We start from the raw sequence: 23,773 nt of genomic DNA, 5'->3' as shown, positions 1-23,773 counted from the left end.
TCGTCCGGCCGTCGACCGGTTGCTTGAAGCTCAGCCAGAGAAGGAAGTCTGACAAGTGGAGACAACGCAGAGCGTAGGCGACCAGTCGCCGCGCGGAGCGCGTGTCGGAGTCGTTCGCGAGTCAAACGCGGGCGAGCGGCGTGTCGCATTGGTGCCGAAGATCATCCCCAGCCTGCTCAAGCAGGGCGTGGAGGTGGTGATCGAAGCGGGTGCCGGACTCGGTGCGCTCATTCCGGACACGGCCTATGAAGAGGTGGGCGCGACCATCGGTGATCCGTGGTCGGCCGACGTGGTCGTGAAGGTGGCTCCGCCCAGCGACGCCGAGGTGGCGAAGCTGGCCAGCGGGCAGACCCTGATCGGCTTTCTCGCCCCCCGCAATGCCGACAACCAGATTCCCGCATTGAAATCGGCCGGGGTGCAAGCCTTCGCCGTCGAGGCGATTCCGCGGATTTCGCGTGCCCAGGTGATGGACGCGCTGTCATCGCAGGCCAATGTCGCCGGGTACAAGGCCGTGCTGCTGGCCGCCTCGGAATCCACCCGCTTCTTCCCCATGCTCACCACCGCGGCGGGCACGGTGAAGCCCGCGACCGTGCTGGTGCTCGGTGTGGGCGTTGCGGGTTTGCAGGCCCTGGCCACGGCCAAGCGTCTCGGCGGCCGGACCACCGGCTATGACGTGCGCCCCGAGGTCGCCGATCAGGTGCGGTCGGTGGGTGCGCAGTGGCTGGATCTGGGTATCGACGCCGCCGGTGAGGGCGGGTATGCGCGGGAACTCACCGATGAGGAAAAGGCCAAGCAGCAGCAGGCGCTGGAGGATGCGATCAAGGGCTTCGACGTGGTGATCACCACCGCGCTGGTGCCGGGACGCCCCGCGCCGCGCCTGGTCACCGCCGCGGCGGTACAGGGGATGAAGCCCGGCAGTGTGATCGTGGACCTGGCCGGTGAGACCGGCGGCAACTGCGAGCTGACCGAACCCGGCCAGACGGTGGTCAAGCACGAGGTGACCATCGCCTCGCCGCTGAACCTGCCCGCCACCATGCCCGAGCACGCCAGCGAGCTGTACTCGAAGAATATTGCGGCCCTGCTGGAACTGATGTTGGTCGACGGGAAGATCGCGCCCGACTTCGGTGACCAGGTGCTCGCGGACTCCTGTGTTACCCGTGAGGTGGAAGCCTGATGTACACCGAACTGCTGGCCAATATCGCGATCCTGGTGCTGTCCGGGTTCGTCGGGTTCGCCGTCATCTCCAAAGTCCCGAATACCCTGCACACGCCGTTGATGTCGGGTACGAACGCCATTCACGGCATCGTCGTGCTCGGCGCTTTGGTGACGTTGGGCAATGTCGAGGATCCCTCGATCCTGACCCAGATCATCCTGTTCGTCGCCGTCGTGTTCGGAACCCTGAACGTCATCGGTGGTTTCGTGGTCACCGACCGGATGCTGGGCATGTTCAAGGCCAAGAAGGCCGCACCCGTGAAGGCTGCCGCAGCGGAGCGTTCAAAGGAAGCAGCGTGATGCATACCTTCGACAATGTGACCTATCTCGTCAACGGTCTCTACATCATCGCCTTCGGCATGTTCATCTACGGTCTGATGGGCCTGACCGGCCCGAAGACCGCCGTGCGCGGCAATCTGATCGCCGCCGCCGGCATGGTCATCGCCGTGGTGGCCACCCTGATCTCGATCCGCCACACCTCCAACTGGATTCTGATCGTCGCCGGGCTCGTGGTCGGTGTCGTGTTGGGTGTGCCGCCGGCGAAGTACACCAAGATGACCGCGATGCCGCAGTTGGTGGCCGCGTTCAATGGTGTCGGTGGTGGCACCGTCGCGCTGATCGCGTGGTCGGAATTCCTCAACAGTCAAGGCTTCTCGCACTTCGACGAGGAACCCACCGTCCACATCGTGATCGGGTCGCTGTTCGCGGCGATCATCGGTTCGGTGTCGTTCTGGGGATCGCTGATCGCGTTCGGCAAGCTGCAGGAAATCCTGCCCGGGCGTCCGATCGGTCTCGGCAAGCTCCAGCAGCCGCTGAACCTGCTGCTGCTGCTCGGCGCGATCGCCGCCGCCGTGGTGATCGGTATCGGCGCCACCAAAGACGGTGTGCCCCAGTACTGGATGATCGCGGTGCTCGTGCTCGCCGGTGTGCTCGGCCTGATGGTCGTGCTGCCGATCGGTGGCGCGGATATGCCGGTCGTCATCTCCCTGCTCAACGCTTTGACCGGTCTTTCGGCTGCCGCGGCGGGTCTGGCGTTGAACAACACCGCCATGATCGTGGCGGGCATGATCGTCGGCGCGTCCGGCACCATCCTGACCAACCTGATGGCCAAGGCCATGAACCGCTCCATCCCCGCCATCGTCGCCGGTGGCTTCGGTGGCGGCGGCACCGCTCCCGGCGCGGGTGATGGTGAGCAGAAGCAGGCCAAGGCCACCTCCGCCGCCGACGCCGCGATCCAGATGGCCTACGCCAACCAGGTCATCGTGGTCCCCGGCTACGGTATGGCGGTGGCCCAGGCCCAGCACGCGGTCAAGGAAATGGCCTCGCTGTTGGAGGCCAAGGGTGTCGAGGTCAAATACGCCATTCACCCGGTCGCCGGTCGTATGCCCGGCCACATGAACGTGCTGCTGGCCGAGGCCGAGGTTTCCTATGACGCGCTCAAGGAAATGGACGACATCAACGGCGAATTCTCGCGCACCGATGTGGCTTTGGTGATCGGCGCCAACGACGTCACCAACCCTGCCGCCCGCGAGGACTCCTCGTCCCCGATCTACGGGATGCCGGTCTTGAACGTCGACCAGGCCAAGTCCGTGATCGTGCTCAAGCGGTCGATGAACTCCGGCTTCGCCGGCATCGACAACCCGCTGTTCTACGCCGACCACACCTCCATGCTCTTCGGCGACGCCAAGAAGTCCGTCGGTGAGGTGACCGAGGAACTGAAGGCGCTGTAACCCGCTACAGCGCGGCAATTTTCAAAGCGACGGCCCTCTGTTCGATACGAACAGGGGGCCGTTCGCTATTCGCGCGACGCTATTCGCCCTCAGCATGCAGGGCGTCGGCCTCGACGCGTAGCCGATCCGGCCGATCCGGTGCCGCATCACAAAAAGCGGTCATCCTTATCGCAAACGCCGCTCGCGCGCCTCGACCGCATCCTTGGCCTCCCGCAGGCTGCTGCCCGGATCGAGGTCGCGATAGAGCTTGATGGCCTGGATCTTCTTGCCCTGCCGAATGAGTTCGTCGATTTCTCCGGAGGCCGACGCCGGGACGAGATCGGGGAGACCGAGATGCTTCATGATCATGTCGAGCTTGCGTTCGAGGTGATCGATCCTGCGCTCGAGCCTGTTGTTGTCGAACATCCCTCGAACTTACCGATATCGCTGGGGCGCGGCGCTATTCGCTCGGACAGCGCAGCGCGTCCATGACAAAGCCGAGCAGGCGGTCCGGTTGGTCGGGGTCGCTGCCATGACGTGCTGCGAGGGCAATGCCCGCAACCAGTTGGATGACGTCGTCGACAGCGATATCCGCGCGGATGCCCCCGCTGCGCTGTGCTCTGGCGAGCAGGGCGGCACCTGATCGGTGAATGGCCTGCTGACAATCGAAATCCAGGTCGACCGGTCCGGCCAGCACCGCGCCGCCGAGGCCGTGGTCGGTACGGGCGTGCGCGAGCAGAGCCCGCAGCCATTCGGTGAGCGCGATGATCGGCTCGGTCGACCCCAACGCCTCGGCGTGCCCGCAGAGCGTTTCGATCCGCTCCCGTAGTACGGCCGCCTGCAGTGCCTGCCGGTTGGGGAAGTGCCGGTAGAGAGTTCCGGGACCGACTCCGGCGCGGCGGGCGATGTCATTGAGGGAGGCCTCGGGGCCCTCCTGGGCGAATACCGCGGTTGCGGCCTCGAGCACGCGTTCGTAGTTCCGCTGAGCGTCGACCCGCATACGCACCTCTTGTTAACCGGAGAAGTTCTCCGCTATCGTACCGTTCAGGGAAACGGAGAACTTCTCCGTTTTAGCGTTGGGAGCACGGTGATGGTGGAGCATGAACTCGGTCGCGTCGGCATCTGGACCTTCGCCTTCGATGGACAACCGGTCGGGCGGGTGCGCGATGCCGCCGCCGAAATCGAGGAATTGGGTTACGGCGCACTGTGGTTCGGTGAGGGATTCGGCCGCGATACGGTCGGGCAGGCGTGGCTGTTGCTCGGGGCGACCGAGCGGATCGTGGTCGCCGCGGGCATTGCCAATGTGGCACTGCGTGATCCGCTGGCCATGGCCACCGCCGAGCGCGCGCTCGGCGAGGCGTTTCCTGGCCGATATCTACTCGGGCTCGGCGGCCAGCGGGTCGGCGGACGATCCATCGAAGCCGAGGGCTACACGGTTCCATCCGGTGGCAAGCCGCTGGCGCTGATGCGCGGATATCTCGATGCGATGGACGCCGTCCCGCAGTACGTGCCGGAGCCGGACCCCGCGCCGCGCCGGGTCCTCGCGGCGCTCGGACCCAAAATGCTGGCCTTGGCCGCCGAACGAACCTGGGGTGCGCATCCGTTTCACGCGCCGGTCGAGCACACCGCGGATGCACGGCGGATCATCGGGCCGCAGGCGTTTCTCGGTGTCGAGCAGGTCGTCGTTCTCGATACCGACCGGGCGCGGGCCCGCGAGGTGGCCAGGGCGCATATCGCGGGGTATCTCGAATCCGCGCCACATCAGGTGGCCAATCTGCGCCGATCGGGTTTCGGCGACGAGGACATTGTCGGCGGCCCGAGTGCGCGGCTGGTGGATTCGGTGGCGGCGTATGGGGACGTGGATGTGATCGGCGAGCGCGTTCGACAGCACCTGGACGCGGGCGCCGATCACGTGTGTTTGCAGGTGCTCACCGCCGATCCGATGACGCTACCCCTTCCGCAATGGCGCGAACTCGGCGCGCTCGCCCGGGATTCGGCATTCGTGCGAGCCGCCATCCAATAGGTGTCGATCCGAATTGGCGCGCGCCGCTCGGTCGCTAATTCCGCTGTGGGCCGACCACACCGGCGTAGCGGCAGCACAGTAGTACGGCGATGAGTGGGACGATCATGGCGGCGGTGAGGGGGACGATGGTGGTGATCCAGCCGATGATGGAGGGGCCGGCCAGCAGGCCGAAGTAGCCGAGGCTGAAGACGCGCGACATATCGGTCGCCGCCGTGCTGGAGCCGAGATTGCCTGCGGCGGTGAAGATTTGCGGTATGCCGCCGGAGACGCCGAGGCCGCACATGGCCCAGCCGAGCAGCGTGAGCGGCACCCATCCGGATGTCATTATCAGCACCAGCCCGCATGCGGCGATCACTGTGCCGTAGCGGACAACGGCGACGCGGCCGACGGCCCCGGCCACCCGGTCGGTGGCGAAGCGGCCCGCGGTCATGGTGGCGGAGAATGCGCCGAATGCCAGTGCGGCGGTGGCGTCGTCGACATCGAGGTGGTCGCGGACCTGCAGTGCGCTCCAGTCGGCGGCCACGCCCTCGGTGAGCAACAGCGCGAAGGCGATTGCGGCCAGTGCCAGGACTTTTCGCGAGCGGTTCGGCGCGAGAGCCGGAGCGGATTCGGTAGTCCGCGGGGTGGCGCGGGCACTGTCCGATGCGGCTGTGTCGCTGAGCATTTCGGATCCGAGATCCCCGTCCTGCGGAATGCGATCCGGTTGACGGGGGACCGCTACCTCTGCAGGGCCGCCGCGCTGCGGATCCGGACTCGGCACATCCGGGTTCGGTTCGCGCGTAACCGATCCGGTATCGCCGAGCAGCCGAGGCACAAGTGCGGCGAGCACCAACAACCCACCCACCGCGGCGAGCGACAAGGTCAAGCGCAGATCCCATCCCGCGCCCTGGGCAGCCGCCCCCAATAGCGAGCCGAGCAAGCCGCCACCGGAGAACAATGCGTGGAATGCCGACATGATCGGCCGCCGATACGCCCGCTCGACATGTATCGCCTGGGTATTCATCGAGACGTCGAGTGCGCCGTTGCCGAAACCGAAGCAGGCCAAGGCGATCGCCAGGGTGACCGGCCCGGTCGCGAGCCCGGGTCCGAGCACCGACACCGCGGTGATCGCCGCGGCGGCCGCGACCATGGCCCGGCTGCCGAATCGGTCCGCCAGCGGCCCCGCGATGCGCATACCGACAATGCCGGCACCGGCCAGCATCAGAATGAACATGCCGAGTGTGGAGTGTGCGATACCGGTTCGATCGGTGATGGCCGGGATGTGCACCACCCACATGGCCAACAGAAGACCGTTCAGTGCGAACACCACGAATACCGCGGCGCGCGCTATCCGGGTCTGCGGATCGATCGTCGTGGTGGCCACCGATTCACGGTACCGATCGATCGGCCAGCGCGGTTCGCGATCGGCGCCTCGAACGGCGCTATTCGAGGGCGCGTCCGAGCGTGCGACCTCCTGGTCGCGGTTGATCCAGGAACCGCGCGGGGAGTCGGTCCGGGACATCATCGGCTCGGTTGACCGACTCCGCGGATCTCGCCGTTGAGACCGGCGTCCGCGCGGTGGTCTCTGCATCCTTTCAACTATGTTACGAGCCCTGAATGTTCCAGATTTCTGTGGCTGCCGTCACATCGGCGAAATCCCGGAAATCTTTCGGTTCCCGCCCCAGCGCCCGCCGTACGCCATCCCCGGTTTTGGAATTTCTACCGTCCAATACGGTGCCGAACAGGTAGTCGAGCAGGCTGACCACATCGGCGGGAACCTGGTATTCGGTCAGCGCCGCGACGAAATCGGTGCGCGAGATCGGGATGAACTCGATCGCTCGTCCGGTCGCCGCGGCGATCTCGGCGACCGCCTCGGCGAAGGTCAACGACCTCGGTCCGGTCAGTTCGTAGAGTTCGCCGCCGTGCCCGTCCTCGGTTAGCGCGGCGACGGCGACGTCGGCGATATCGTCGGCGTGCACGAACGGTTCCGGCACATCGCCATTAGGCAGCGCCACCGCACCGGCGAGGATGTATTCGAGGAAGGCGCCCTCGCTGAAATTCTGTGCGAAGAAACTGCAGCGCACGATGGTCCAGTCCAGCCCCGAGCCCTGCACTATCCGCTCGCACTGCTCGGCCTCCGGCTCGCCGCGACCGGAGAGCAGGACGAGCCTGCGCACCCCGTTGGCCTTCGCTGCGTTGACGAATGCGCGGATGGTCTCGGGCGCGCCGGGCACTGCCAGATCCGGCTGGAATGCGATGTACACCGCGTCGACACCGAACAGCGCCGGTGTCCAGGTGCCGCGATCGGCCCAGTCGAACGGGATCTCGGCCGTGCGCGATCCGATGCGGACCGCGTGACCGGCCGCGCGGAGCCGGGCGACGACGCGGCCGCCGGTCTTGCCCGTGCCGCCGGTGACGAGGGTAAGACGCTGGTGAGAGCTGCTGTTTGTCATGTTCTCAGTACATCGGTGCTGGCCGCGACGAAACATAGTTCAGCGGCTCGTGCTCATGCGTCAGCGTCTACTGTTGATGTGTGGATGCGCTCGCCAGTCTGCTCGAAGGTCCACGCGCCCGAGGTGCGTTCGTCATGTGTTCACTGCTCGATCCGCCGTGGTCGCTGCGCATTCAGGACCGGGCGCCGCTGACGGTGGTCTCGATGATCCGCGGTACGGCCTGGATCATGACCGATGTGGCCGGCAGTAAGCCACGGGAGCTGAACGCGGGCGATATCGCGATCTTCCGCGGTCCCGATCCGTATACGGTCGCCGACGATCCGGCCACCGAACCGCAGATATTCATCGACCCGGGCAATGTCACCAAGACGGCCGACGGTGAAATCCTCTGCGAGACACTGAGTCTGGGCGTGCGTCAGTGGGGGACCCATGCGAACGGTGCCACGCTGATGGTGACCGGCACCTATGAGTCCGCGGGCGCGGCCAGTCAGCGGCTGCTGCGTGCCCTGCCGCCGGTAATCGTGCTGCAGCGCGGCGATTTCGACACCCGGCTGCTCGACATCCTGGTCGACGAGGCCACCAAGGACGAGCCCGCGCAGGGCGTCGTACTGGACCGGCTGCTCGATATGGTGCTGATCGCGGCCCTGCGCGCCTGGTTCGCCCGCAATGACGCGCCCGCCTGGTATCACGCCTACAGCGATCCGCTGGTCGGCAAGGCGCTGCGCCTGCTGCAGCACAATCCCGCGCACGGCTGGACGGTCGCCAGCCTGGCCGACGCGGTCGGTGTCTCACGGGCCGCGCTGGCCCGCCGGTTCACCGATCTGGTCGGCGAGCCGCCCATGTCGTTCCTCACCGAATGGCGCCTGGCCCTGGCCGCGGACCTGCTGCAGGAATCCGATGCCACCATCGAATCCATTGCCCGCCAAGTCGGTTACGGCAGCGCGTTCGCCCTGAGTACGGCGTTCAAACGGCACTTCGGCGTGAGTCCGCGCGACCATCGGCAGGGCACCACACCGACTGAGCTATCGTCGGCCGGGTGACGCAGCAGTATCCAGTCCTCTGGCCGGTGCCGACCCGCTGGGCCGATAACGACCACTACGGCCACGTGAACAACGTGACGTACTACTCGTACTTCGACACCGCGGTCAATGCCTGGCTGATGCACGCCACCGGCACGGATATCCGCGAACTTCCGGCCGTCGGGGTCGTCGCCCAGACCTCCTGCCAGTACCACGGCTCGCTCAGCTTCCCGGACCAACTCGAGGTCGGCCTGCGCATCTCCCGCCTCGGCCGCTCCAGCATCACCTACGACCTCGCTATCTTCCGCAAGGACGGCGACGCCCTCGAACTCGCCGCCACCGGCACCTTCGTCCACGTCTACGTAGACAACGAAACCCGCAAGCCAGTAGAAATCCCCGAAATAATCCGCACCGCCGCCACCACCCTCCTCACCGACTGATCCCAGTCGGACGATGCGGCAGCCGAAGACCTTGTGGGACACTACTTCCATGGCTGATCAGCGAGTATTGACGGCTGCGGTGCACCAGGAAGAGGACTGGTATGTCGCGCAGTGCCTCGAGGTCGATGTAGCCAGTCAGGGCCAGACGATCGAGGAGGCCCTGAACAATCTCCGTGAGGCGGTCGCGCTCTACCTCGCCGAGACGCCGGAACCGCAGCTAACCGCCACACCGTTGGTGACTTCCTTCCAGGTTCCCGGCACTGCGGCGTGAGCCCGGCGCTGTCCGACCTTCCGGTGCGGAAGGTCTTGCGGGTCTTGGAATCTGTCGGGTTCGAACACGTGCGAACGGCTGGCGGCCATGCGGTCTATCGCCGTGAGACGGCAGGACTGCGGTCGTGCCGCTGCACGGCACGGTCAAGCGCGGCACGCTTGCCTCGATCCTCCGGCAGGCCGGAATGACAGCAACTGAATTCCTCAACCTGTTGTAAGTGTCAGTTCCCAGCGGAAGATCAGCTGGATCCGGCCAGCCGGTCCAAGAGTGGGGCCGTGCGCGGGCCGACCAATTCCCGCATCACCAATGCCATATTCGTGCGCTCCACACCGGGAATCTTCAATATCTGTCCGGCGATCCGATACAGATCGTCGGCATCGGTCGCGACCACCCGCACGGTGAGGTCGGTCAGCCCGGTCATGCCGCACACCTCGGTCACCTCGGGCACCTCGGCGAGTTCGTCGACCACCGAATCCAGTCGGTGCTGATCGGCGACGACCGCGACGAAGGCCGCCAGCGGATAGCCGAGCGCCCGCGGTTGCACCCGGCGCTCGAAGCTGGCGAGTACCCCGCTCGCCTCCCAGCGCGACAGCCGCGCCTGCACGGTATTGCGGGACAACCCGAGCCGGGTGGCCAACTCGACGCCGGTCGCGCGCGGGTTGGCGACCAGTTCCAGCAACAGTCGCGCGTCGGTGGCGTCCAAGGTCACGTCGGCGGGTTCTCTACTGGTCATACAACGCAGTATGGCACCAGTTCCCCGACCAGATTTGGGCATTCTGCTCACTCGCGTAGTGATCACTTGCGCACATCGCCTTCTCGTGGATGCTATGTGATATAGGGCACACCCGCCCTGCTCGCGGTCAGGAGGCGATCCCGAATGACGAACAAGTCCGAGTATCCGGTTCAGTTGGTACAACCCGACGGCCGTCGCGTGTTCGATCGCGAGCATGCCGCCCTGATCACCGATATCGGGCCCGAACAGTTGCGCGCGCTGTACCAGGACCTGGTCGTGACCCGTCGGATCGACGTCGAGGCAACCGCGCTGCAACGGCAGGGTCAGCTCGGCCTGTGGGCGCCGATGCTCGGGCAGGAGGCCGCGCAGGTCGGCTCGGCGCACGCCTTGAACCCCGACGATTACGTCTTCTGCAGCTACCGCGAGCACGCCGTGGCCTACTGCCGCGGCGTCCATCCCACCGAACTCACCCGGATGTGGCGCGGGGTCGCGCACTCGTGCTGGGATCCCGGCGCGGTCAATATGACCAACCCGAATATCATCGTCGGCTCGCAGGGCCTGCACGCGACCGGTTACGCCTACGCCGCCCACCTCGACGGTGCGGAGATCGCGACCATCGCCTACTTCGGTGACGGTGCGTCCAGTCAGGGCGATCTCGCCGAGGCGCTCGGCTTCGCCGCGAGTTGGAGCGCGGCGGTGGTGTTCTTCTGTCAGAACAATCATTGGGCGATCAGTTCCCCGGTCCGCGTTCAGAGCGCGACCCCGATCGCGCGGCGCGCCTATGGATATGGGATTCCGGGTGTGCAGGTCGACGGCAACGATGTACTCGCCGTACTCGCGGTCACCCGACAGGCTGCCGCGCGGGCCAGGACCGGTGGCGGCCCCTCCTTCATCGAAGCCCTCACCTATCGGATGGGCCCGCACACCACCGCCGACGATCCGACGCGCTACCGCTCCGCCGCCGAGACCGAGGAGTGGGCCCGCCGCGACCCGATCGAGCGAATGCGCAAGCTACTGCAGCGAGAGACGCTGTGGGACGAGGCATTCGAGCGACAGGTCGGTGCGCGCGCGGATGAAGTCGCGCACCAGGTGCGCACCGCGACCATCGATATGCCGGATCCGGCACCGTCGCAGCTGTTCGATCACGTCTATGCCACCTCGCATCCGCTCATCAGCCAAGAGCGCGGCGAGTACGCGGCGTACCTGGCCGGTGATCCCGGCGAGGCCACCGCGCGACCGGAAGGAGTTCCCACATGATCACGACCTTCGCCGCCGCACTCAATGCCGGGCTGCGACGGGCCATGGACGACGACCCGAAGGTCGTGCTGATGGGGGAGGATATCGGTCGCCTCGGCGGGGTGTTCCGGGTCACCGACACGCTGCAGAAGGATTTCGGGAACAACCGCGTCATCGATACGCCGCTGGCCGAATCCGGCATTGTCGGAACGGCTTTCGGCATGGCGCTGCGCGGCTGGCGGCCGGTCTGTGAGATCCAGTTCGACGGCTTCGTCTATCCGGCCTTCGACCAGATCGTCTCGCATGTCGCCAAGATCCACTACCGGACGCAGGGAAAGGTGATCGCGCCCATCACGATTCGCATCCCGTTCGGCGGTGGAATCGGTTCGGTGGAGCATCACTCCGAGTCGCCCGAAGCGTATTTCGCGCACACCGCCGGACTGCGCGTGGTGACGCCGAGCAATCCCACCGACGCGTATTCCATGATCCGCCAGGCGATCGCACTCGATGATCCGGTGATCTTCTTCGAACCCAAGCGGCGCTACTGGGATAAGGCCGAGGTCGACTTCGATGCCGAGGCGTTGCCGCTGCACCGGGCCCGCGTCGTCACCGATGGTGATGACGCCACCATCGTCGCCTATGGCGGCACCGTGGCTTCTGCCATCACCGCCGCGAAAATCGCTGCGGAGGAAGGTCATTCGCTCGAGGTGATCGATCTGCGCAGTCTCTCGCCGATCGACTTCGACACCATCGAGGCATCGGTGGCCAAGACCGGCAGGCTGATCGTGACGCACGAGGCGCCGGTCTTCGCCGGGCTCGGCGCCGAGATCGCCGCGCGGATCACCGAACGCTGCTTCTACTACCTGGAGGCGCCGGTCCTGCGCGTCGGTGGGTTCGACATCCCCTACCCCCCGGCTAAGCTCGAAAAGCACCACCTGCCCGATCCGGACCGCATCCTCGCCGCGGTCGATCGCTCGCTCGCCGCCTGACTACCGCTCACTGAGAGGTGCCCCAGTGGAAGATCGCGCCCCAGCCGACGATCAGGGTCATATCCTGGAATTCCGACTACCCGATCTCGGCGAGGGACTCGCCGACGCGGAGTTGGTGTCGTGGTCGGTGGGTATCGGCGAGACGGTGCAGCTGAATCAGACGATCGCCGAGGTGGAGACGGCCAAGGCGGTGGTGTCGTTGCCCTCGCCCTTCTCGGGCACGGTGGTCGAATTGCTCGCCGAACCCGGCCAGACGATCGCCGTGGGCGCCCCGTTGATCCGGGTGCGCAATGACCTGGAGATGGCGGCCGCGCAGGAGGGGGCGAACGGGCGGACCTCGGTGCTGGTCGGGTACGGGCCCGAAGGGGAGCCGGTGTCCCGGCGACGGCGGCCCGTGTCAGCGGAATCCGCTGCGCCGCAAGATGATTCACGGGTCGCCACCGGAAAGCCCGGCGGGCTGGGCGCGAGCGATACGTCGGGCCTGCGCCGAGCCGCGGCCACCCCGGCGGCACGCAAACTCGCCAAGGAACTCGGGATCGACCTCTGGTATATCGCGGGTTCGGGCCCCGATGGCGCGGTGACGGTCGATGACGTGCGCGGCGCGGTCCCGGTATCGCAGCCGCGGGCCGTGGCGAACAGCACCGGCGACCAGGCCACCACAACACCCGCGCCGCCCTCGGTCACCGATCCGAACGCGGGGATCATCCGGCCCGCCGTTCGTGAGGAACGCACGCCGGTCAGCGGGATTCGCAAACGCACCGCTGCCGCAATGGTGATAAGCGCCCGCACCATCCCGCAGGCCAGCACCTTCGTCACCGTCGATTTCACCGCGTCGATGGAATTGCTCGACCACCTGCGCACCACCAAATCCTTCGAGGGCCTGACCTTGACGCCGCTGGCCCTGGTCGCCAGATCGGTGCTGGCCGCGCTCGCGGAGTATCCCGGTATCAACGCGTTCTGGGACGAGGCGAATCAACAGATCGTCACCAAGCACTACGTGAACCTCGGCATCGCGGTCGCCACCGAACGCGGACTGATGGTGCCCAATCTCAAGGAAGCCCAGGCATTGAGCCTGCGCGACCTGTGCCGCGAAATCGGCTGGCTGGCCGAGACCGCCCGTTCCGGCGCTGCCACGCCGACGGACCTGCGCGGCGGCACCTTCACCATTACCAATGTCGGCGTCTTCGGGGTCGACACCGGTGTTCCGCTGGTCAACCCGGGAGAGGCGGCCATCCTGTGCCTCGGCTCGATCCGTAAGCGCCCGTGGGTATTTCGCGATGAGCTCGCCGTTCGCTGGGTGAGCACCCTCGGTATCAGCTTCGACCACCGGATGATCGATGGTGAGCTCGCCGCCCGGTTCCTCGCGACCGTCGCCGGATTGCTCGAGGACCCGTTGACATTGCTGAGCCGCATGTAGCAGAGCGCAGGCGCGGTTGCGCCCTTCGGAGGCTGCCGCTGCCCCCGATGTTCAGGGCAGACCTCTCGGTCCGAGCCGCACTGTCGTTCGGCTCGGGCCATCCCCGAGAAGACGTCAGTCTTGGCGGTGAGCCAGGACTTGGCGGACGAGCAGACCCACGACCAGGGCCCAGAAGGCCGCTCCGATGCCGAGGAACCCGACGCCGGAGGCGGCGATCAGGAAGGTGACGACACCCGCCTCGCGGTGCTGTTCGGACTTCAGCACGCCGGCCAGCGCCGCGGCGAGGGTGGCCAGCAGGGCAAGTCCGGCAACGGTTTCCAGAGTGCCCCTGGGGGCAGTGGCGATCAACGTGACGAGCGCGGCCGAGCCGAGGGCGAGGACCAGGTAGGTGGCGCCCGCGGTACACGCCGCGATCCAGCGACGCTTCGGATCCGGGTGTGCGGCCGGAGCCGCCGAAAGCGCGGCGCTGATCGCGGCGAGGTTGATGGCGTGGCCGCCCGCGGGCGCGCCGAGGATGGTGCCGATACCGGTGACGGTCATCGCAGCGCGCCACGGCACTTGGTAATCGAAGGACTTCATCACAGCCGTGCCGGGAATGTTCTGGGAGGCCATGGTGACGATGTAGACCGGGATGGCGATGCCGATCACCGCCTGCCAACTCCATTGCGGCACGGTCAATTCGAGCGAGGGCGCCATGGCGGCGAGATCGAGATGTTTGTGCTGCACCGCGATGCTGATGCCCGCCCCGATCGCGGCGGTGGCGAAGGCCGCGATCACCGCCGAGCGCTTGGCGAATCGCTGCAGCACCAGCCACACCACGATCACCGGGACAACTACCGCCGGACTGGTCTGCACAGCCTTCACCGGCGCGAGACACAGCGGCAGCAGCACTCCGGCGAGCATGGCCTGCGCGATCTCCACCGGAATCGCGGCGACCAGATTGCCGAGCCGCTGCCACAGTCCGGTGATCACGATCAGCACTCCGGTGATCGCGAACGCGCCGACCGCCGCCGCCCAGCCACCGGCAACCGCGCCCGTGCTGGCGAGCAGTGCCGCGCCCGGTGTCGACCAGGCCAGTGTGATGGGCAGCCGATACCGGTAACTCAGCAGCATCATGCCGATGGCCTGGGTCACGCAGAGCGCCAAGAGTCCCGATGCCGCCTGCGCCGCGGTGGCGCCGACCGCGGTCAAACCGCTGAGCACTACCGCGAATGCGCTGGTGAACCCGACCAACGCGGTCACGACACCCGCGGCGAGCGGCTGCGATAGCCGCACCTTCGCGGTAGCCGATGCTGCTGGCGAGGTTTCGGCGAGCGCCGGGGAAAGCCTGGACATTTCTGGGATCTTCCCCGGTCATCAGTCCAGTTGTCACAGCCAGTCGCTCGAAACTGGACTGAATTGCTGAAGCTCACACCCACCGAGGGTGTGCGCAGCTGGCAGAAAGGGGTCTTGTCTACCCGCCGGTACCTCTCATGGCGCACTGACATCTGTGCTAGGGAATGCGTAGGGTGAGCAATGTCGGTGCTCGTAGGGTACGGATTCAGAACTAGGAGCTTTGTTGAGCGCGGTACTGATCTCGACGAATGAACTTCGGGAAGTATTGGCGGACAAGCGGGTTCGTCTACTCGATGTACGGTGGGCACTGGGTGATCCCGACGGCCCGCAGCATTATCTGGAAGGGCATATCCCGGGCGCGGTCTTCGTCGACCTGGAAACCGAACTGGCGGCGCCACCGTCACCGGCGCGCGGGCGGCATCCGCTGCCCGATCCGACGCAGCTGGAGAAGTGCGCGCGCAGCTGGGGTGTGCGCAACGGTGATCCGGTGATCGTCTACGACGCGACCGGCGGTATGGCCGCGGCCAGGGCCTGGTGGCTGTTGCGCTGGGCCGGGATCGCGGATGTGCGCATTCTCGACGGTGGCCTGCCCGCGTGGATCGGTGCCGGCGGCGACATCGCCACCGGCGCGGAGCCCGATCCCGAACTCGGTGATGTCGAGTTGAACCCGGGGCAGATGCCGGTCATCGACGCCGATGCCGCCGCCAAATGGTCCGGCGTACTGCTGGATGCGCGTGCGGGCGAACGCTATCGCGGCGAGGTGGAGCCCGTTGATCCGCAGGCCGGACACATTCCGGGCGCGATCAGCGCACCGACCGCCGACAACCTCGACGCCAACGGACGATTCCATGCCCTGGACGCATTGCGGGATCGGTTCGCCGCCTTCGGTTCCGGACCGGTCGCGGTCTACTGCGGGTCCGGCGTCACCGCGGCCCACCAAGTTGCGGCGCTCGCCGCCGTCGGCATCGAGGCGGCCCTGTACCCGGGTTCGTGGTCGCAGTGGTCGAACGACCCTAAGCGTCCGGTAGCCACCGGGCCCGAGTCCGGCTCCATCCGAGTTCCGGCGCGGTAGAGGTTCCCGAGACGTACGCACCCCGGGGTTGTCGTGGGACAGCGGGCGCGAATCACGGGCAGGTGCGGGCTATATCGTTCAGCACCACGCTGTCCGCGGCCGTCACCGGCAGGTCGTACCGGACCGCGACGGTGAGGTACTTGCCCGCATAGAGGCAATGGTTCGCCCGTGCGGGCGGTAGCCATCGGGACGGCGTGCTGTCACCCTTGACCTGATTGGCGCTCGCAGCGGTGGCCAGCAGGTTCGCATCGATATCGTTGGCGAACCGCACCCGGCGCTCGCGCGGCCAGTACACCGCGCCCATATCCCAGGCCGCGGCCAGCGGGTAGATGTGGTCGATCTGGATGTCGCCCGCATCGGCTTTGGTGAATGTGATCCGGTTGCCGGTGTACGGATCGTCGAGCCTGCCCGCGGTGACCACGCAGTTGTTGGTGCCGGACCGAAAGCTCACCCCGGTCAGCTGTCTGCGTAGCACGTTGTTGCGGGTATCGCAGCCGTCGTGTCCACCGGGTCCGTCGTAGTCATCGGTCCAGGACGGACCGAATACGCACCCCTGACCCGCCTGACATCCGCGCTCATAACCACCCGGATGCCCGCGCGCGCCGACGACCCGCACCGAGACGAGCAAATGCTCGAGCTGCACCCGGCTGGGGCTGCCCGGTGTGGGCACGACCGGTTCGGTGCCCAGGTCGGCACATGCAGACATGGCGAGCAGCGCCACTGCGAGCGGGGCACGCATCGTGTGCATGGCGCGCAGCGTGAGCGGGGCACGCAGCGTGCGCATGGCCCGCAGCGTGAGCGGGGCACGCAGCCATCGTCGAATGTCGGCACGCACTGTGCCAGATGTACCCGCATGCACCGACATTCGTAGCACCCAGCTGGAGCGCCTTCACCAGAGGAGCCGGTCAGGGCTCACAACCAGGCGCGCGCCAGCAGTTCGTCATTGGCGACTTCGCTCGTCCGTGGCGGGAATCTGGTCGCCGATATGGACTCCGGGTGCGCGCCATCGTGCCCGATCAGCCACGAGCCGCCGCGCTCCTCGCATTCGGCGATCTTCGCGAAGGTGTTGAGCAGGAACGTGACCGCCTCACGCGGGTCCAGGGTTCGGGCCAGACGCTGAGATTCACCGGGACGCGACAGGTCCAGCCAGACGCCCGATTGGCCGTCGAGTCGCATGCCGACGATCTTGTCGGCATTGACGAAGGTGAATTTGCGCCGTTCCCACGGCGTAGTCGGCGTGAAGCTCTGCTCGAGTACCTGGAGCAGAATCGTCATGCTTTGCCCTCCGCTTCCGTTGACACCCAACTGCGGTTCTCGTGCGATGACCAGCGGATATACCAGTATTCTCCGAATTTTGTCCGAGTGGTAGCGATCAGTCCATCTAGTCGAGGTCAGAGACTGATTCGTGTCCAGCCGGTATCGCTGTGTCCAATCTATATGTGTCTGGCCCTGCATCCTGGAAACTATCGTTGACCAGCGATGTCGCCGCCGTCAGATGTTCACATCCGCGATGCGCGGTCGGTCGGTATGCGCTCGACTTCGCCGGGTAGGTGTCGCGAAACGCGTCGCGGACGGTTGCCGCATCCGGTGCGTCTCGGCCCTCGATTCCGGAGACCACCTCGGCGACGCGCCAGAAGTTCGACGGGACCAGGCGGCCGGAAATCACGGCCGCAAGCGTGACGTCAGCCGCCTCGTCCGGCTTATCGGCCGCTACCAGCGCCAAGCCCAGATCTATATTCGCCGTCGCGATTCGGCGCGGCCGGACCGACGCAGCGCCCGCGAGATCGGCAAGGACATTCCGCGCATACGCCTCGGCGGCGGGATCCCCGATCCATGACAACGTCGTGGCTACGTAGGCGTCGGACTTCGCGGGGTCATAGCGGAAATGGTGTTCGGGTCGATCGGGGACGCGCATCCCGGACACCAACCGGGCGACCTTGCGCAGCGCCCCGTATGTGCCGTGGCTGTCACCGAGCCGCGACAACGCGCGGCCCTCTTGTGCGGTCGCTTGGATGTAGGCCGAGCCATCCGCCGGGGCGATATCCTGCGCGGCGCGTGACAGTTCGGCGGCTACGGCGAACTCACCATTGATGAGCTGTTGCCAGGCGCGTGTTTCCAGGCACCACGCCGAAATCTCCGGGTGGTTCGCTTCGTCGGCGATATCGCGGGCCACGCGCAGCCGCGCCGCCGCGGCCGACAGTTCACCCAGGTCGATATGGCAGGTGCCCGCCAGCAAGGACAGCCAACCGGCTGCGACCAGGAGACGCCGATGTTGGATCAAGGTCTTCTTGCCATCCATCAATCGTGCGGCATAGCCGAGATGCTGCCGGATATCGTCCAGCAGCTCACCGGGCGGACTGGTCGAGTACGCCGACGCCAGATCATCGACAGCCAGTTCCAGGCGGTCGAGGGTGTCACCACCGACATCCGACGCGGCCACGCGCCGAACCCACTCGGCGCCAGCCCGCTCGCCGTCTGCCGATTCGCCCAACGCGGTCGTACGCGGCGATGACAGCGGCGGGCACAGCACGTTTGCCGGACTCGATCAGCGACAGACCAGTGGTGTCGCCACCGCCAGGTGTCATGTCTGCGATGCGAACGAATCGCCCGCGCTCATGTCCGGGTCGACGCGGCAAAGCGCTGATGCCAACCACTCGGACCTGCGATGCTCGGCTGGCATCGCGGCCAGCCCGTGTGTCGCTTCCTCGATTGCCTCGCCTGTGTACCCCAGCAGCGCCAGAACGCCGCCACGCTGCACGGCTCCGAATCCAGTGCTCCACCAGTACATCGACGCGGGGGCCTCGATGCCGTCCGCCGCTTCCGTCGCAGCGTCGGCCAGAGCCAGCGCGCGTTGTGCTCGGCGCGTATGTCCGTGCGAGGCCAATAGCTCGGCTCGCCGCATCCGTCCGTAGGCCGTGATGACGGGGTGCGCGTCCCGTACCGCGAGCGCGGCGTCCGACAGTGCTAGGACTTCGCCGTAATTCCCCGCGCTGACAGTCACGTAGCCCAGAAAGCCCAGGCTGTGCGCAATCCGATCCGGGTCGCGGGACTCCTTCGCCAGGCTCACTGCCGTGCCGAGGCTTCGCCGGGCGGCAGAGTCGGCTCCGATCGCGTGCTCCAGCCATCCCCGATACTGCGTGATCTCTGACGCGAGGCACGCCGCGTTGCTCCGTCCCGTACGCGCCTCACCGGCAAAGGCCTCGGCCATCTCGGCCATGCCCCGGACGGCCGGTAGAACTGTCAAAGCCCCTGCCGCGTCCTCGATTCGGCGCGTAGCCGCCAGCATTAGTGCCACGTCGGACAGGGCGACGGGGTCGACGCTGGCTGGCGCTCGCGCCACCGCCGTCAGCCGCTCCAGGTCCGCGCCCAGCACCCTTTCGTAGGCAGCGACGACACCGGCAGGCACCGGGCGCTGGCCGGTCTCGATGAGTGACAGGTACGCCCGGCTGTAGTAGCTCCGCTCGGCCATAGCGCGCAGCGAGATACCCGCCGCCTCGCGAGCGGCGCGCATCAGCGCACCGGGTTCCATACGACCAAGCCTAACGTGCTCAGTGCAGTAGACGCCTGTGGACGCCGAACTACTCCATTACCGAAAGTCGCACGCCCAGCGTGTTTTTCAGCCCCGCCGCCGGGTCGATGCCATGCCCTCATCGGCACCCCGGCGGTGGGTGCTCACCACCACGGACGGCTGAAGGGGGTCGGGAGATGGAACTGCCCGCGCGATTCGATGACGAAGACGCAAGGAAGCTGGCGATAGCTCCGGACGACGACCAGGGGTACAGCTATCTCCAGCGCGACGACGGGGCATGGTCACTGGTCGATAGCGACGGATGGGAAGTCGAGTTCGCCGAGCCCGACGCCGACGTGCTTTCGGCGATTGCCGCGGCGATGCGCGCGCCGACCGACGTAGACCCGCTGTCCGTCGTGCACAGCGAGACTCGATGAGCAGCGGATGGATCGTGCTCGGGTACGTCGTCGCGATCGGGCTGCCCCTGGCCGTGATCGTCGCGGTGACCTGCTGGCCCGAGCGCATCCCGAAAGACCGTACGGTGCAGGCGATCCGAGCACGTATCGAGGACGAAGATCGGGACCGATGAGCGATCCGAGGCCAGAACAGTTTCGCCGCTACCGACTTCGGTTCCGGACGAGTCGTTTTCACTGCGCCTGGGCGGTGGGTCCGCCGCCACCGGAATTCGATTGTCGCGAGGACGTGTCGGCGAACCAGCGAATGTCGAACCGAATGATCGGCCGCCTTCGGTGTCGACGCCTGACCAGCGGCCGCGGCACCGGCGAGCTGACCGGCATCTCCGGCACCGGCGGTCTCACCGTCGACGCCGATGGCGTGCACCACATCTGGTTCGACTACGAACTCGACTGACCGTCCTCAGACGACGAAGGCCTCGCCGATCTGGCGGGTCAACGTGTCACGGGCCGTGGTGTTCGTTCTCATCGGAGTTGACGCATCTGAGCTGGGGTGCGTCAAGTAGGTGAGAAGGTTTGGGCGGCAAGGTTTCTCATGTAGTTGTCGCAGATTGTTGTTTTTTCACCAGTCGATGGCGTGTGGGCTGATGGGTGGTGGGTCTTGTTCGCGGATCCAGCGGGTCATCGGGTCGCGGTTGCTGGAGGGTTGATAGGGCTGGCCGATCCGGCGGCTGATCTCGGCGCAGAGTTGGTCCAGGTCGTGCGCGTCGTTGGTGCTGGCGAGGCCGCGCCAGCGGGGTTCGCAGAACATGCTGGTCAGGGCGACGATTTCGGGGTAGGGCTGGCGTGAATCCGTGCTCGTCGGCCAGGATCTTCTCCACCCGCCGCCGCAGCCGGCTGACGGTGCCGGTCGAGCGATCGGCCTCGCCCGCGACGGCGGCACGAACCGCCTCCACGACCCGGTCATCGATGCGCGTTGCGCGCCGCCCGGCGGTGCGGCCGTCGACGAGCCCGAGTAGCCCTTCGGTCTCGTAGCTGCGCCGCATCCGCTGAAACTTCCTCAGCGACACCGGATTCCCGGCGGCCTCCAGCTCGGCGACCTTGGCGATCTCCCGCTGCCGCAGCGTGCTGGTTGTAATGTCGTATTCCGGCCGGGGCGTTACCCCTGGATCGGCCCGCGGCGGCACCCCGGACAGCACCTCCACCAGGTGCTGCTCCCACCAGCGGGCCTGGTCTGCCACCTCCGGTGAGAAGCCGTCCAACAGCGCCTGCGCGGGAAGCGGAGCCCGCGTCGAGTCGGCCATCCCGAATCCAGGATCGGCGAACAGGGCGGCTCGCTCGACCGAGGACTCCTCGCCGTCCTCGTCGACGAGCCAGACCGTGGCCGCCGATACCCCGGACACCGCGTAGTGGGCCTCGCCCAAGCGAATTCGGTTGCCGGGCCGCAGATCCGGTGGTCGCGATACCGTCACCGACGGTCTCCGGCGACGGTGACCACGGTCGCCGCGGTCAGCGGAGCCGTGGTCAGATCCGCAGTCAGCGCACCCGACCACAGCAGGTGGAACAGCACCGGAAGCACCGCGATCCGGTCTCCGGCCCGCTCGGCCGTCTCCAGCAGCAGGCCCGGCCGGGCGAACAACCCCATCAACGCGCCGGCGTATTCGCGATGGTGGCACCGTGGATGCCGGTAACCGGCAAGCCAGCGCAGATTCGCCGCCAGCACCGGCTCGAGTGCGCCGACCCTCCGATAGCTCCACCCGACGCTCTCGCATGCCTGCGCGGTGAGCGCGAACGCTTCGGCGTCCTGCGGTTCGATCGCATCATCGGCCCGGACATCGATGACCACGCCGGTTCCGTCGGCCAGCCGGGCGAAGTAGTCCGGGGCGTGACGCCGTTCGCGGCTGCCATCGCGCCAAGTCAGCCAAAAGGGTTGGGAGGCAAAACCGATCACATCATGCGCCTGATCCATGACCATCACTTGGTTGCGTTCCAGCCACGATTCGAACCCGACCATCTCACCCGAGGTAGCCGCCCACCACGATCCTGAAAAGCTACGTTGACCAGGGAACGAGGTGAACCCCCGGACCGGGAGAACCCGCTCGAACTGGATACTCCAGTCCAGAGCGGCCAGCGGGATTCTCCGTTCTTCGATCCCCCGCTTCCCTTGCGCCAGATACCGCACAGCGAACCGGTAGCCGAACGGATGCTCCGCTGTCGACGAAACGGCTACTGTCACATCACATCCCAAGATTGCTCACGGCATCAACGACGGCACTGCAGCGGCCCTGCGTCATGTACGTGAGAAAAACTCAAGATGCGTCCGGTTTGTGAGAATCTGCGTCAAGTGCAGCGAGAACGAACACGTGGCCAGTGACGGGCCATACCAGGTGAGGCTGCGGCCTTCGACCAGGGCAACCGGATGACAAGGAGGCATTGGGTGTTGAGAAGGGATTCTCGACACCCGTCATTCGCCGTGAGCCGACGGCGGCGTAGTGGCCGGTGGCCAATCTAGAGGTTCGACATTGGCAGGCTTCTGAGTGACGTTGGTGTCCCAGTCGAACACTGGAGCCGGAGCGGGCGGGCCCCACTGCTTTGGTGCGACGAACGAGGTGATGCCGGAGAAACTGGCGCCCAGGAATCGGGTGTCACCGCAGAACGCCGCGTGGTCGAAGGAAGTGATGCTGGAGAACTTGGCACCCCCGAACGAGGTGTTGCTGCGAAACTTCGCTTCCTTGAACGAGGTCTCGCCGGAGAATGTCGCTTCCATGAACGTGGTGTCGCGGGTGAATATCGCATTCCGGAACGCGGTGTCGCCGGTGAACGTCGCTTGTTTGAACGAGGTGTCGCCGGTGAACGTCGCATTCCGGAACGCGGTGTCGCCGGTGAACGTCGCTTGTTTGAACCAGGTGTCGCCAGAGAACGTCGCATTCGCGAACCACGCTTCGCCGGAGAACGTCGCATTCGGAAACCAGGCGCTGAGGGAGAACTTCGCATTCCCGAACAGGGCATTACGGGAGAAGGTCGTGTCCACGAACCGGGCATCGCCACAGAAGGTCGCGTTCCTGAACAGGGTATCGCGGGAGAAGGTCGCGTCCATGAACCGGGCATCGCCAGAGAAGGTCGCCTCCACGAACCGAGCGTCGTCGGTGAACGTCGCACCCTCGAACTCGGCGGTGCCAGAGAAGGTCGCGTGGTCGAACGACGTGATGCCGGAGAACGTCGCTTCCTTGAACCGGGCGTTGCCGGAGAAGGTCGCGTGGTCGAACGAGGTGATGCCGGCGAACTCGGCACCCCCGAACGAGGTGTCGTCGGTGAACGTCGCATCCTCGAACCGGGCATCGCCGGAGAACGTCGCGCCGTTGAAATCAGAGTCTTCAAAGTGTGCCGTGCAGAAGTCGAAATCACATGCAGACCAGCTGTATTCAGCGTTGGGGCGCAGATGGGTGACGATGGCGCGGACGATAGTTTTGCGGACTTCGCGGTCGTTTTGCCGGTATTCGAAGTGCTGTTCCCGCTCCGAGCCAGCATCCGGGGTCGGGTGCTTGAGCACTTCCTTGGTCTGGTGGTTGCCGCCGAGTTCGGGTGTATAGGGCAGGCGGAGATACCCGCATAGCACGTCGATGCACTGCTGGCGGCGTAGTCCGTTGGATTCGTCGGCGACACCGGCCATCGCGTATACCCCGGCGATACGGACCGCGACATCGCTGGCGCCGAGCTGCGCGGCCGCGGCGCCGAACCGTTCCACGAACCGACTCTGCTCGACATCCCGCTGGCGCCGGTAGGCGATCACCAACGCGACCACACCACCAACTCCGGCGACCACGGTAAACGCAAGCTTGGTGATATCGATCGGCGCGGCGGCCACATCGCTGGTCGGCGTGATCCTGTGCAGGACCTGGTAGGCGACAAACGCCACGGCTAGTCCGCCGCACAGCGCGCCGGAGACTGCGGAGGACAGTCCGAT

The 23,773-nt window shown here is 66.3% G+C and carries 27 protein-coding genes and 1 pseudogene; 15 read left to right on the top strand and 13 right to left on the bottom strand.

Annotated features, from left to right (window positions below; translation table 11 throughout):
• Positions 1-55 precede the first annotated feature (55 nt).
• The 3 genes from ACQP0C_RS35620 to ACQP0C_RS35610 are packed head-to-tail and all read left to right on the top strand — an operon-like array spanning position 56 to position 2,942.
• Entirely contained in the window at positions 56-1,174 is a 1,119-nt protein-coding gene (locus tag ACQP0C_RS35620) for a Re/Si-specific NAD(P)(+) transhydrogenase subunit alpha (protein ID WP_433727269.1), read from the top strand.
• Positions 1,174-1,512, top strand: coding sequence for an NAD(P) transhydrogenase subunit alpha (locus tag ACQP0C_RS35615; protein WP_433727267.1), 339 nt, complete (start codon positions 1,174-1,176; stop codon positions 1,510-1,512). Before ACQP0C_RS35620 ends, ACQP0C_RS35615 begins: the two co-directional genes overlap by 1 nt.
• A gap of 17 nt (positions 1,513-1,529) precedes the next feature.
• Positions 1,530-2,942: an NAD(P)(+) transhydrogenase (Re/Si-specific) subunit beta gene (locus tag ACQP0C_RS35610; protein ID WP_433734743.1), complete on the top strand. Its 1,413-nt coding sequence runs from the start codon at positions 1,530-1,532 to the stop codon at positions 2,940-2,942.
• A gap of 165 nt (positions 2,943-3,107) precedes the next feature.
• Here the strand turns inward: ACQP0C_RS35610 and ACQP0C_RS35605 are convergent, their stop codons facing one another.
• Both ACQP0C_RS35605 and ACQP0C_RS35600 read right to left on the bottom strand, forming a co-directional pair.
• Positions 3,108-3,347 (bottom strand): hypothetical protein, encoded by a 240-nt coding sequence (locus tag ACQP0C_RS35605; protein WP_433727265.1) that lies wholly within the window; start codon positions 3,345-3,347, stop codon positions 3,108-3,110.
• 34 nt (positions 3,348-3,381) lie between these two features.
• Entirely contained in the window at positions 3,382-3,921 is a 540-nt protein-coding gene (locus ACQP0C_RS35600) for a TetR/AcrR family transcriptional regulator (RefSeq protein WP_433727263.1), read from the bottom strand.
• Between the two features lie 90 nt (positions 3,922-4,011).
• Between ACQP0C_RS35600 and ACQP0C_RS35595 the strand changes: the two genes are divergently transcribed.
• Positions 4,012-4,944: a TIGR03620 family F420-dependent LLM class oxidoreductase gene (locus ACQP0C_RS35595; RefSeq protein ID WP_433727261.1), complete on the top strand. Its 933-nt coding sequence runs from the start codon at positions 4,012-4,014 to the stop codon at positions 4,942-4,944.
• Between the two features lie 34 nt (positions 4,945-4,978).
• Here the strand turns inward: ACQP0C_RS35595 and ACQP0C_RS35590 are convergent, their stop codons facing one another.
• A complete protein-coding gene (locus tag ACQP0C_RS35590; RefSeq protein WP_433727259.1) occupies positions 4,979-6,307 on the bottom strand; it encodes an MFS transporter in 1,329 nt (442 codons plus the stop codon).
• A 220-nt stretch (positions 6,308-6,527) separates the two neighbouring features.
• Positions 6,528-7,376: an SDR family oxidoreductase gene (locus tag ACQP0C_RS35585; protein ID WP_433727257.1), complete on the bottom strand. Its 849-nt coding sequence runs from the start codon at positions 7,374-7,376 to the stop codon at positions 6,528-6,530.
• A gap of 80 nt (positions 7,377-7,456) precedes the next feature.
• On the opposite strand from ACQP0C_RS35585, the gene ACQP0C_RS35580 reads away from it, so the two are divergent.
• The 4 genes and pseudogenes from ACQP0C_RS35580 to ACQP0C_RS35565 form a co-directional block, all read left to right on the top strand.
• Entirely contained in the window at positions 7,457-8,416 is a 960-nt protein-coding gene (locus tag ACQP0C_RS35580; RefSeq protein WP_433727254.1) for an AraC family transcriptional regulator, read from the top strand.
• Positions 8,413-8,835 (top strand): acyl-CoA thioesterase, encoded by a 423-nt coding sequence (locus tag ACQP0C_RS35575; RefSeq protein WP_433727252.1) that lies wholly within the window; start codon positions 8,413-8,415, stop codon positions 8,833-8,835. Before ACQP0C_RS35580 ends, ACQP0C_RS35575 begins: the two co-directional genes overlap by 4 nt.
• A gap of 49 nt (positions 8,836-8,884) precedes the next feature.
• On the top strand, positions 8,885-9,106 hold the full coding sequence (locus tag ACQP0C_RS35570; RefSeq protein WP_433727250.1) for a type II toxin-antitoxin system HicB family antitoxin: 222 nt from the start codon (positions 8,885-8,887) through the stop codon (positions 9,104-9,106).
• Between the two features lie 121 nt (positions 9,107-9,227).
• Positions 9,228-9,323, top strand: a pseudogene (locus tag ACQP0C_RS35565) (type II toxin-antitoxin system HicA family toxin); the annotation flags it as partial.
• 21 nt (positions 9,324-9,344) lie between these two features.
• Here ACQP0C_RS35565 and ACQP0C_RS35560 read toward each other — a convergent pair.
• Positions 9,345-9,839, bottom strand: coding sequence for an Lrp/AsnC family transcriptional regulator (locus tag ACQP0C_RS35560; RefSeq protein WP_355186610.1), 495 nt, complete (start codon positions 9,837-9,839; stop codon positions 9,345-9,347).
• 144 nt (positions 9,840-9,983) lie between these two features.
• Here ACQP0C_RS35560 and pdhA point away from each other — a divergent pair, with 144 nt between their 5' ends.
• From pdhA to ACQP0C_RS35545, 3 genes are read left to right on the top strand one after another with little or no spacing between them, the layout of a single operon-like run.
• Positions 9,984-11,096, top strand: a complete 1,113-nt coding sequence (gene pdhA / locus ACQP0C_RS35555; RefSeq protein ID WP_433727248.1) for a pyruvate dehydrogenase (acetyl-transferring) E1 component subunit alpha — start codon at positions 9,984-9,986, stop codon at positions 11,094-11,096.
• Positions 11,093-12,064, top strand: a complete 972-nt coding sequence (locus tag ACQP0C_RS35550) for an alpha-ketoacid dehydrogenase subunit beta (protein ID WP_433727246.1) — start codon at positions 11,093-11,095, stop codon at positions 12,062-12,064. The genes pdhA and ACQP0C_RS35550 overlap by 4 nt, the downstream gene beginning before the upstream one ends.
• 25 nt (positions 12,065-12,089) lie before the next feature.
• A complete protein-coding gene (locus ACQP0C_RS35545) occupies positions 12,090-13,481 on the top strand; it encodes a dihydrolipoamide acetyltransferase family protein (RefSeq protein ID WP_433727244.1) in 1,392 nt (463 codons plus the stop codon).
• Positions 13,482-13,595: 114 nt separating this feature from the next.
• Here the strand turns inward: ACQP0C_RS35545 and ACQP0C_RS35540 are convergent, their stop codons facing one another.
• Positions 13,596-14,816 (bottom strand): benzoate/H(+) symporter BenE family transporter, encoded by a 1,221-nt coding sequence (locus tag ACQP0C_RS35540; protein ID WP_433727242.1) that lies wholly within the window; start codon positions 14,814-14,816, stop codon positions 13,596-13,598.
• 223 nt (positions 14,817-15,039) lie between these two features.
• On the opposite strand from ACQP0C_RS35540, the gene ACQP0C_RS35535 reads away from it, so the two are divergent.
• Positions 15,040-15,888 (top strand): sulfurtransferase, encoded by an 849-nt coding sequence (locus ACQP0C_RS35535; RefSeq protein WP_433727240.1) that lies wholly within the window; start codon positions 15,040-15,042, stop codon positions 15,886-15,888.
• Positions 15,889-15,940: 52 nt separating this feature from the next.
• Here ACQP0C_RS35535 and ACQP0C_RS35530 read toward each other — a convergent pair whose 3' ends face one another.
• The 4 genes from ACQP0C_RS35530 to ACQP0C_RS35515 form a co-directional block, all read right to left on the bottom strand.
• On the bottom strand, positions 15,941-16,672 hold the full coding sequence (locus tag ACQP0C_RS35530; protein WP_433727238.1) for an HNH endonuclease family protein: 732 nt from the start codon (positions 16,670-16,672) through the stop codon (positions 15,941-15,943).
• 128 nt (positions 16,673-16,800) lie between these two features.
• Positions 16,801-17,163 carry a hypothetical protein gene (locus ACQP0C_RS35525; RefSeq protein ID WP_433680695.1) on the bottom strand — a complete coding sequence of 121 codons (363 nt, stop codon included), beginning with the start codon at positions 17,161-17,163 and terminating at the stop codon, positions 16,801-16,803.
• A 106-nt stretch (positions 17,164-17,269) separates the two neighbouring features.
• The gene (locus tag ACQP0C_RS35520) at positions 17,270-18,328 is read right to left on the bottom strand and encodes an XRE family transcriptional regulator (RefSeq protein ID WP_433727236.1); all 1,059 of its coding nucleotides are present in this window, start codon (positions 18,326-18,328) and stop codon (positions 17,270-17,272) included.
• A gap of 141 nt (positions 18,329-18,469) precedes the next feature.
• Positions 18,470-19,417, bottom strand: a complete 948-nt coding sequence (locus tag ACQP0C_RS35515) for a helix-turn-helix domain-containing protein (protein WP_433727234.1) — start codon at positions 19,415-19,417, stop codon at positions 18,470-18,472.
• Between the two features lie 176 nt (positions 19,418-19,593).
• Here ACQP0C_RS35515 and ACQP0C_RS35510 point away from each other — a divergent pair, with 176 nt between their 5' ends.
• From ACQP0C_RS35510 to ACQP0C_RS35500, 3 genes are all read left to right on the top strand, one after another.
• Positions 19,594-19,833, top strand: coding sequence for a hypothetical protein (locus ACQP0C_RS35510; protein ID WP_433727232.1), 240 nt, complete (start codon positions 19,594-19,596; stop codon positions 19,831-19,833).
• Entirely contained in the window at positions 19,830-19,985 is a 156-nt protein-coding gene (locus ACQP0C_RS35505; RefSeq protein ID WP_433727230.1) for a hypothetical protein, read from the top strand. The genes ACQP0C_RS35510 and ACQP0C_RS35505 overlap by 4 nt, the downstream gene beginning before the upstream one ends.
• A 143-nt stretch (positions 19,986-20,128) precedes the next feature.
• Positions 20,129-20,266 carry a DUF3224 domain-containing protein gene (locus ACQP0C_RS35500; protein ID WP_433727228.1) on the top strand — a complete coding sequence of 46 codons (138 nt, stop codon included), beginning with the start codon at positions 20,129-20,131 and terminating at the stop codon, positions 20,264-20,266.
• Between the two features lie 136 nt (positions 20,267-20,402).
• On the opposite strand, the gene ACQP0C_RS35495 is transcribed toward ACQP0C_RS35500, so the two are convergent.
• The 3 genes from ACQP0C_RS35495 to ACQP0C_RS35485 all read right to left on the bottom strand — a co-directional run bounded on the left by ACQP0C_RS35495 (position 20,403) and on the right by ACQP0C_RS35485 (position 23,599).
• The gene (locus tag ACQP0C_RS35495; protein ID WP_433727226.1) at positions 20,403-21,281 is read right to left on the bottom strand and encodes a hypothetical protein; all 879 of its coding nucleotides are present in this window, start codon (positions 21,279-21,281) and stop codon (positions 20,403-20,405) included.
• Positions 21,278-21,991 carry a TnsA-like heteromeric transposase endonuclease subunit gene (locus tag ACQP0C_RS35490; protein ID WP_433734742.1) on the bottom strand — a complete coding sequence of 238 codons (714 nt, stop codon included), beginning with the start codon at positions 21,989-21,991 and terminating at the stop codon, positions 21,278-21,280. The genes ACQP0C_RS35495 and ACQP0C_RS35490 overlap by 4 nt, the downstream gene beginning before the upstream one ends.
• A 282-nt stretch (positions 21,992-22,273) precedes the next feature.
• Positions 22,274-23,599, bottom strand: a complete 1,326-nt coding sequence (locus tag ACQP0C_RS35485) for a pentapeptide repeat-containing protein (protein WP_433734741.1) — start codon at positions 23,597-23,599, stop codon at positions 22,274-22,276.
• Positions 23,600-23,773 lie beyond the last annotated feature (174 nt).

This window comes from Nocardia sp. CA-129566, from assembly GCF_050956075.1.
In the GTDB taxonomy this organism is placed as follows: domain Bacteria; phylum Actinomycetota; class Actinomycetes; order Mycobacteriales; family Mycobacteriaceae; genus Nocardia.
Note: the sequence above shows the minus strand (reverse complement) of the source record. Positions and strands in the feature narration are given on the sequence as shown.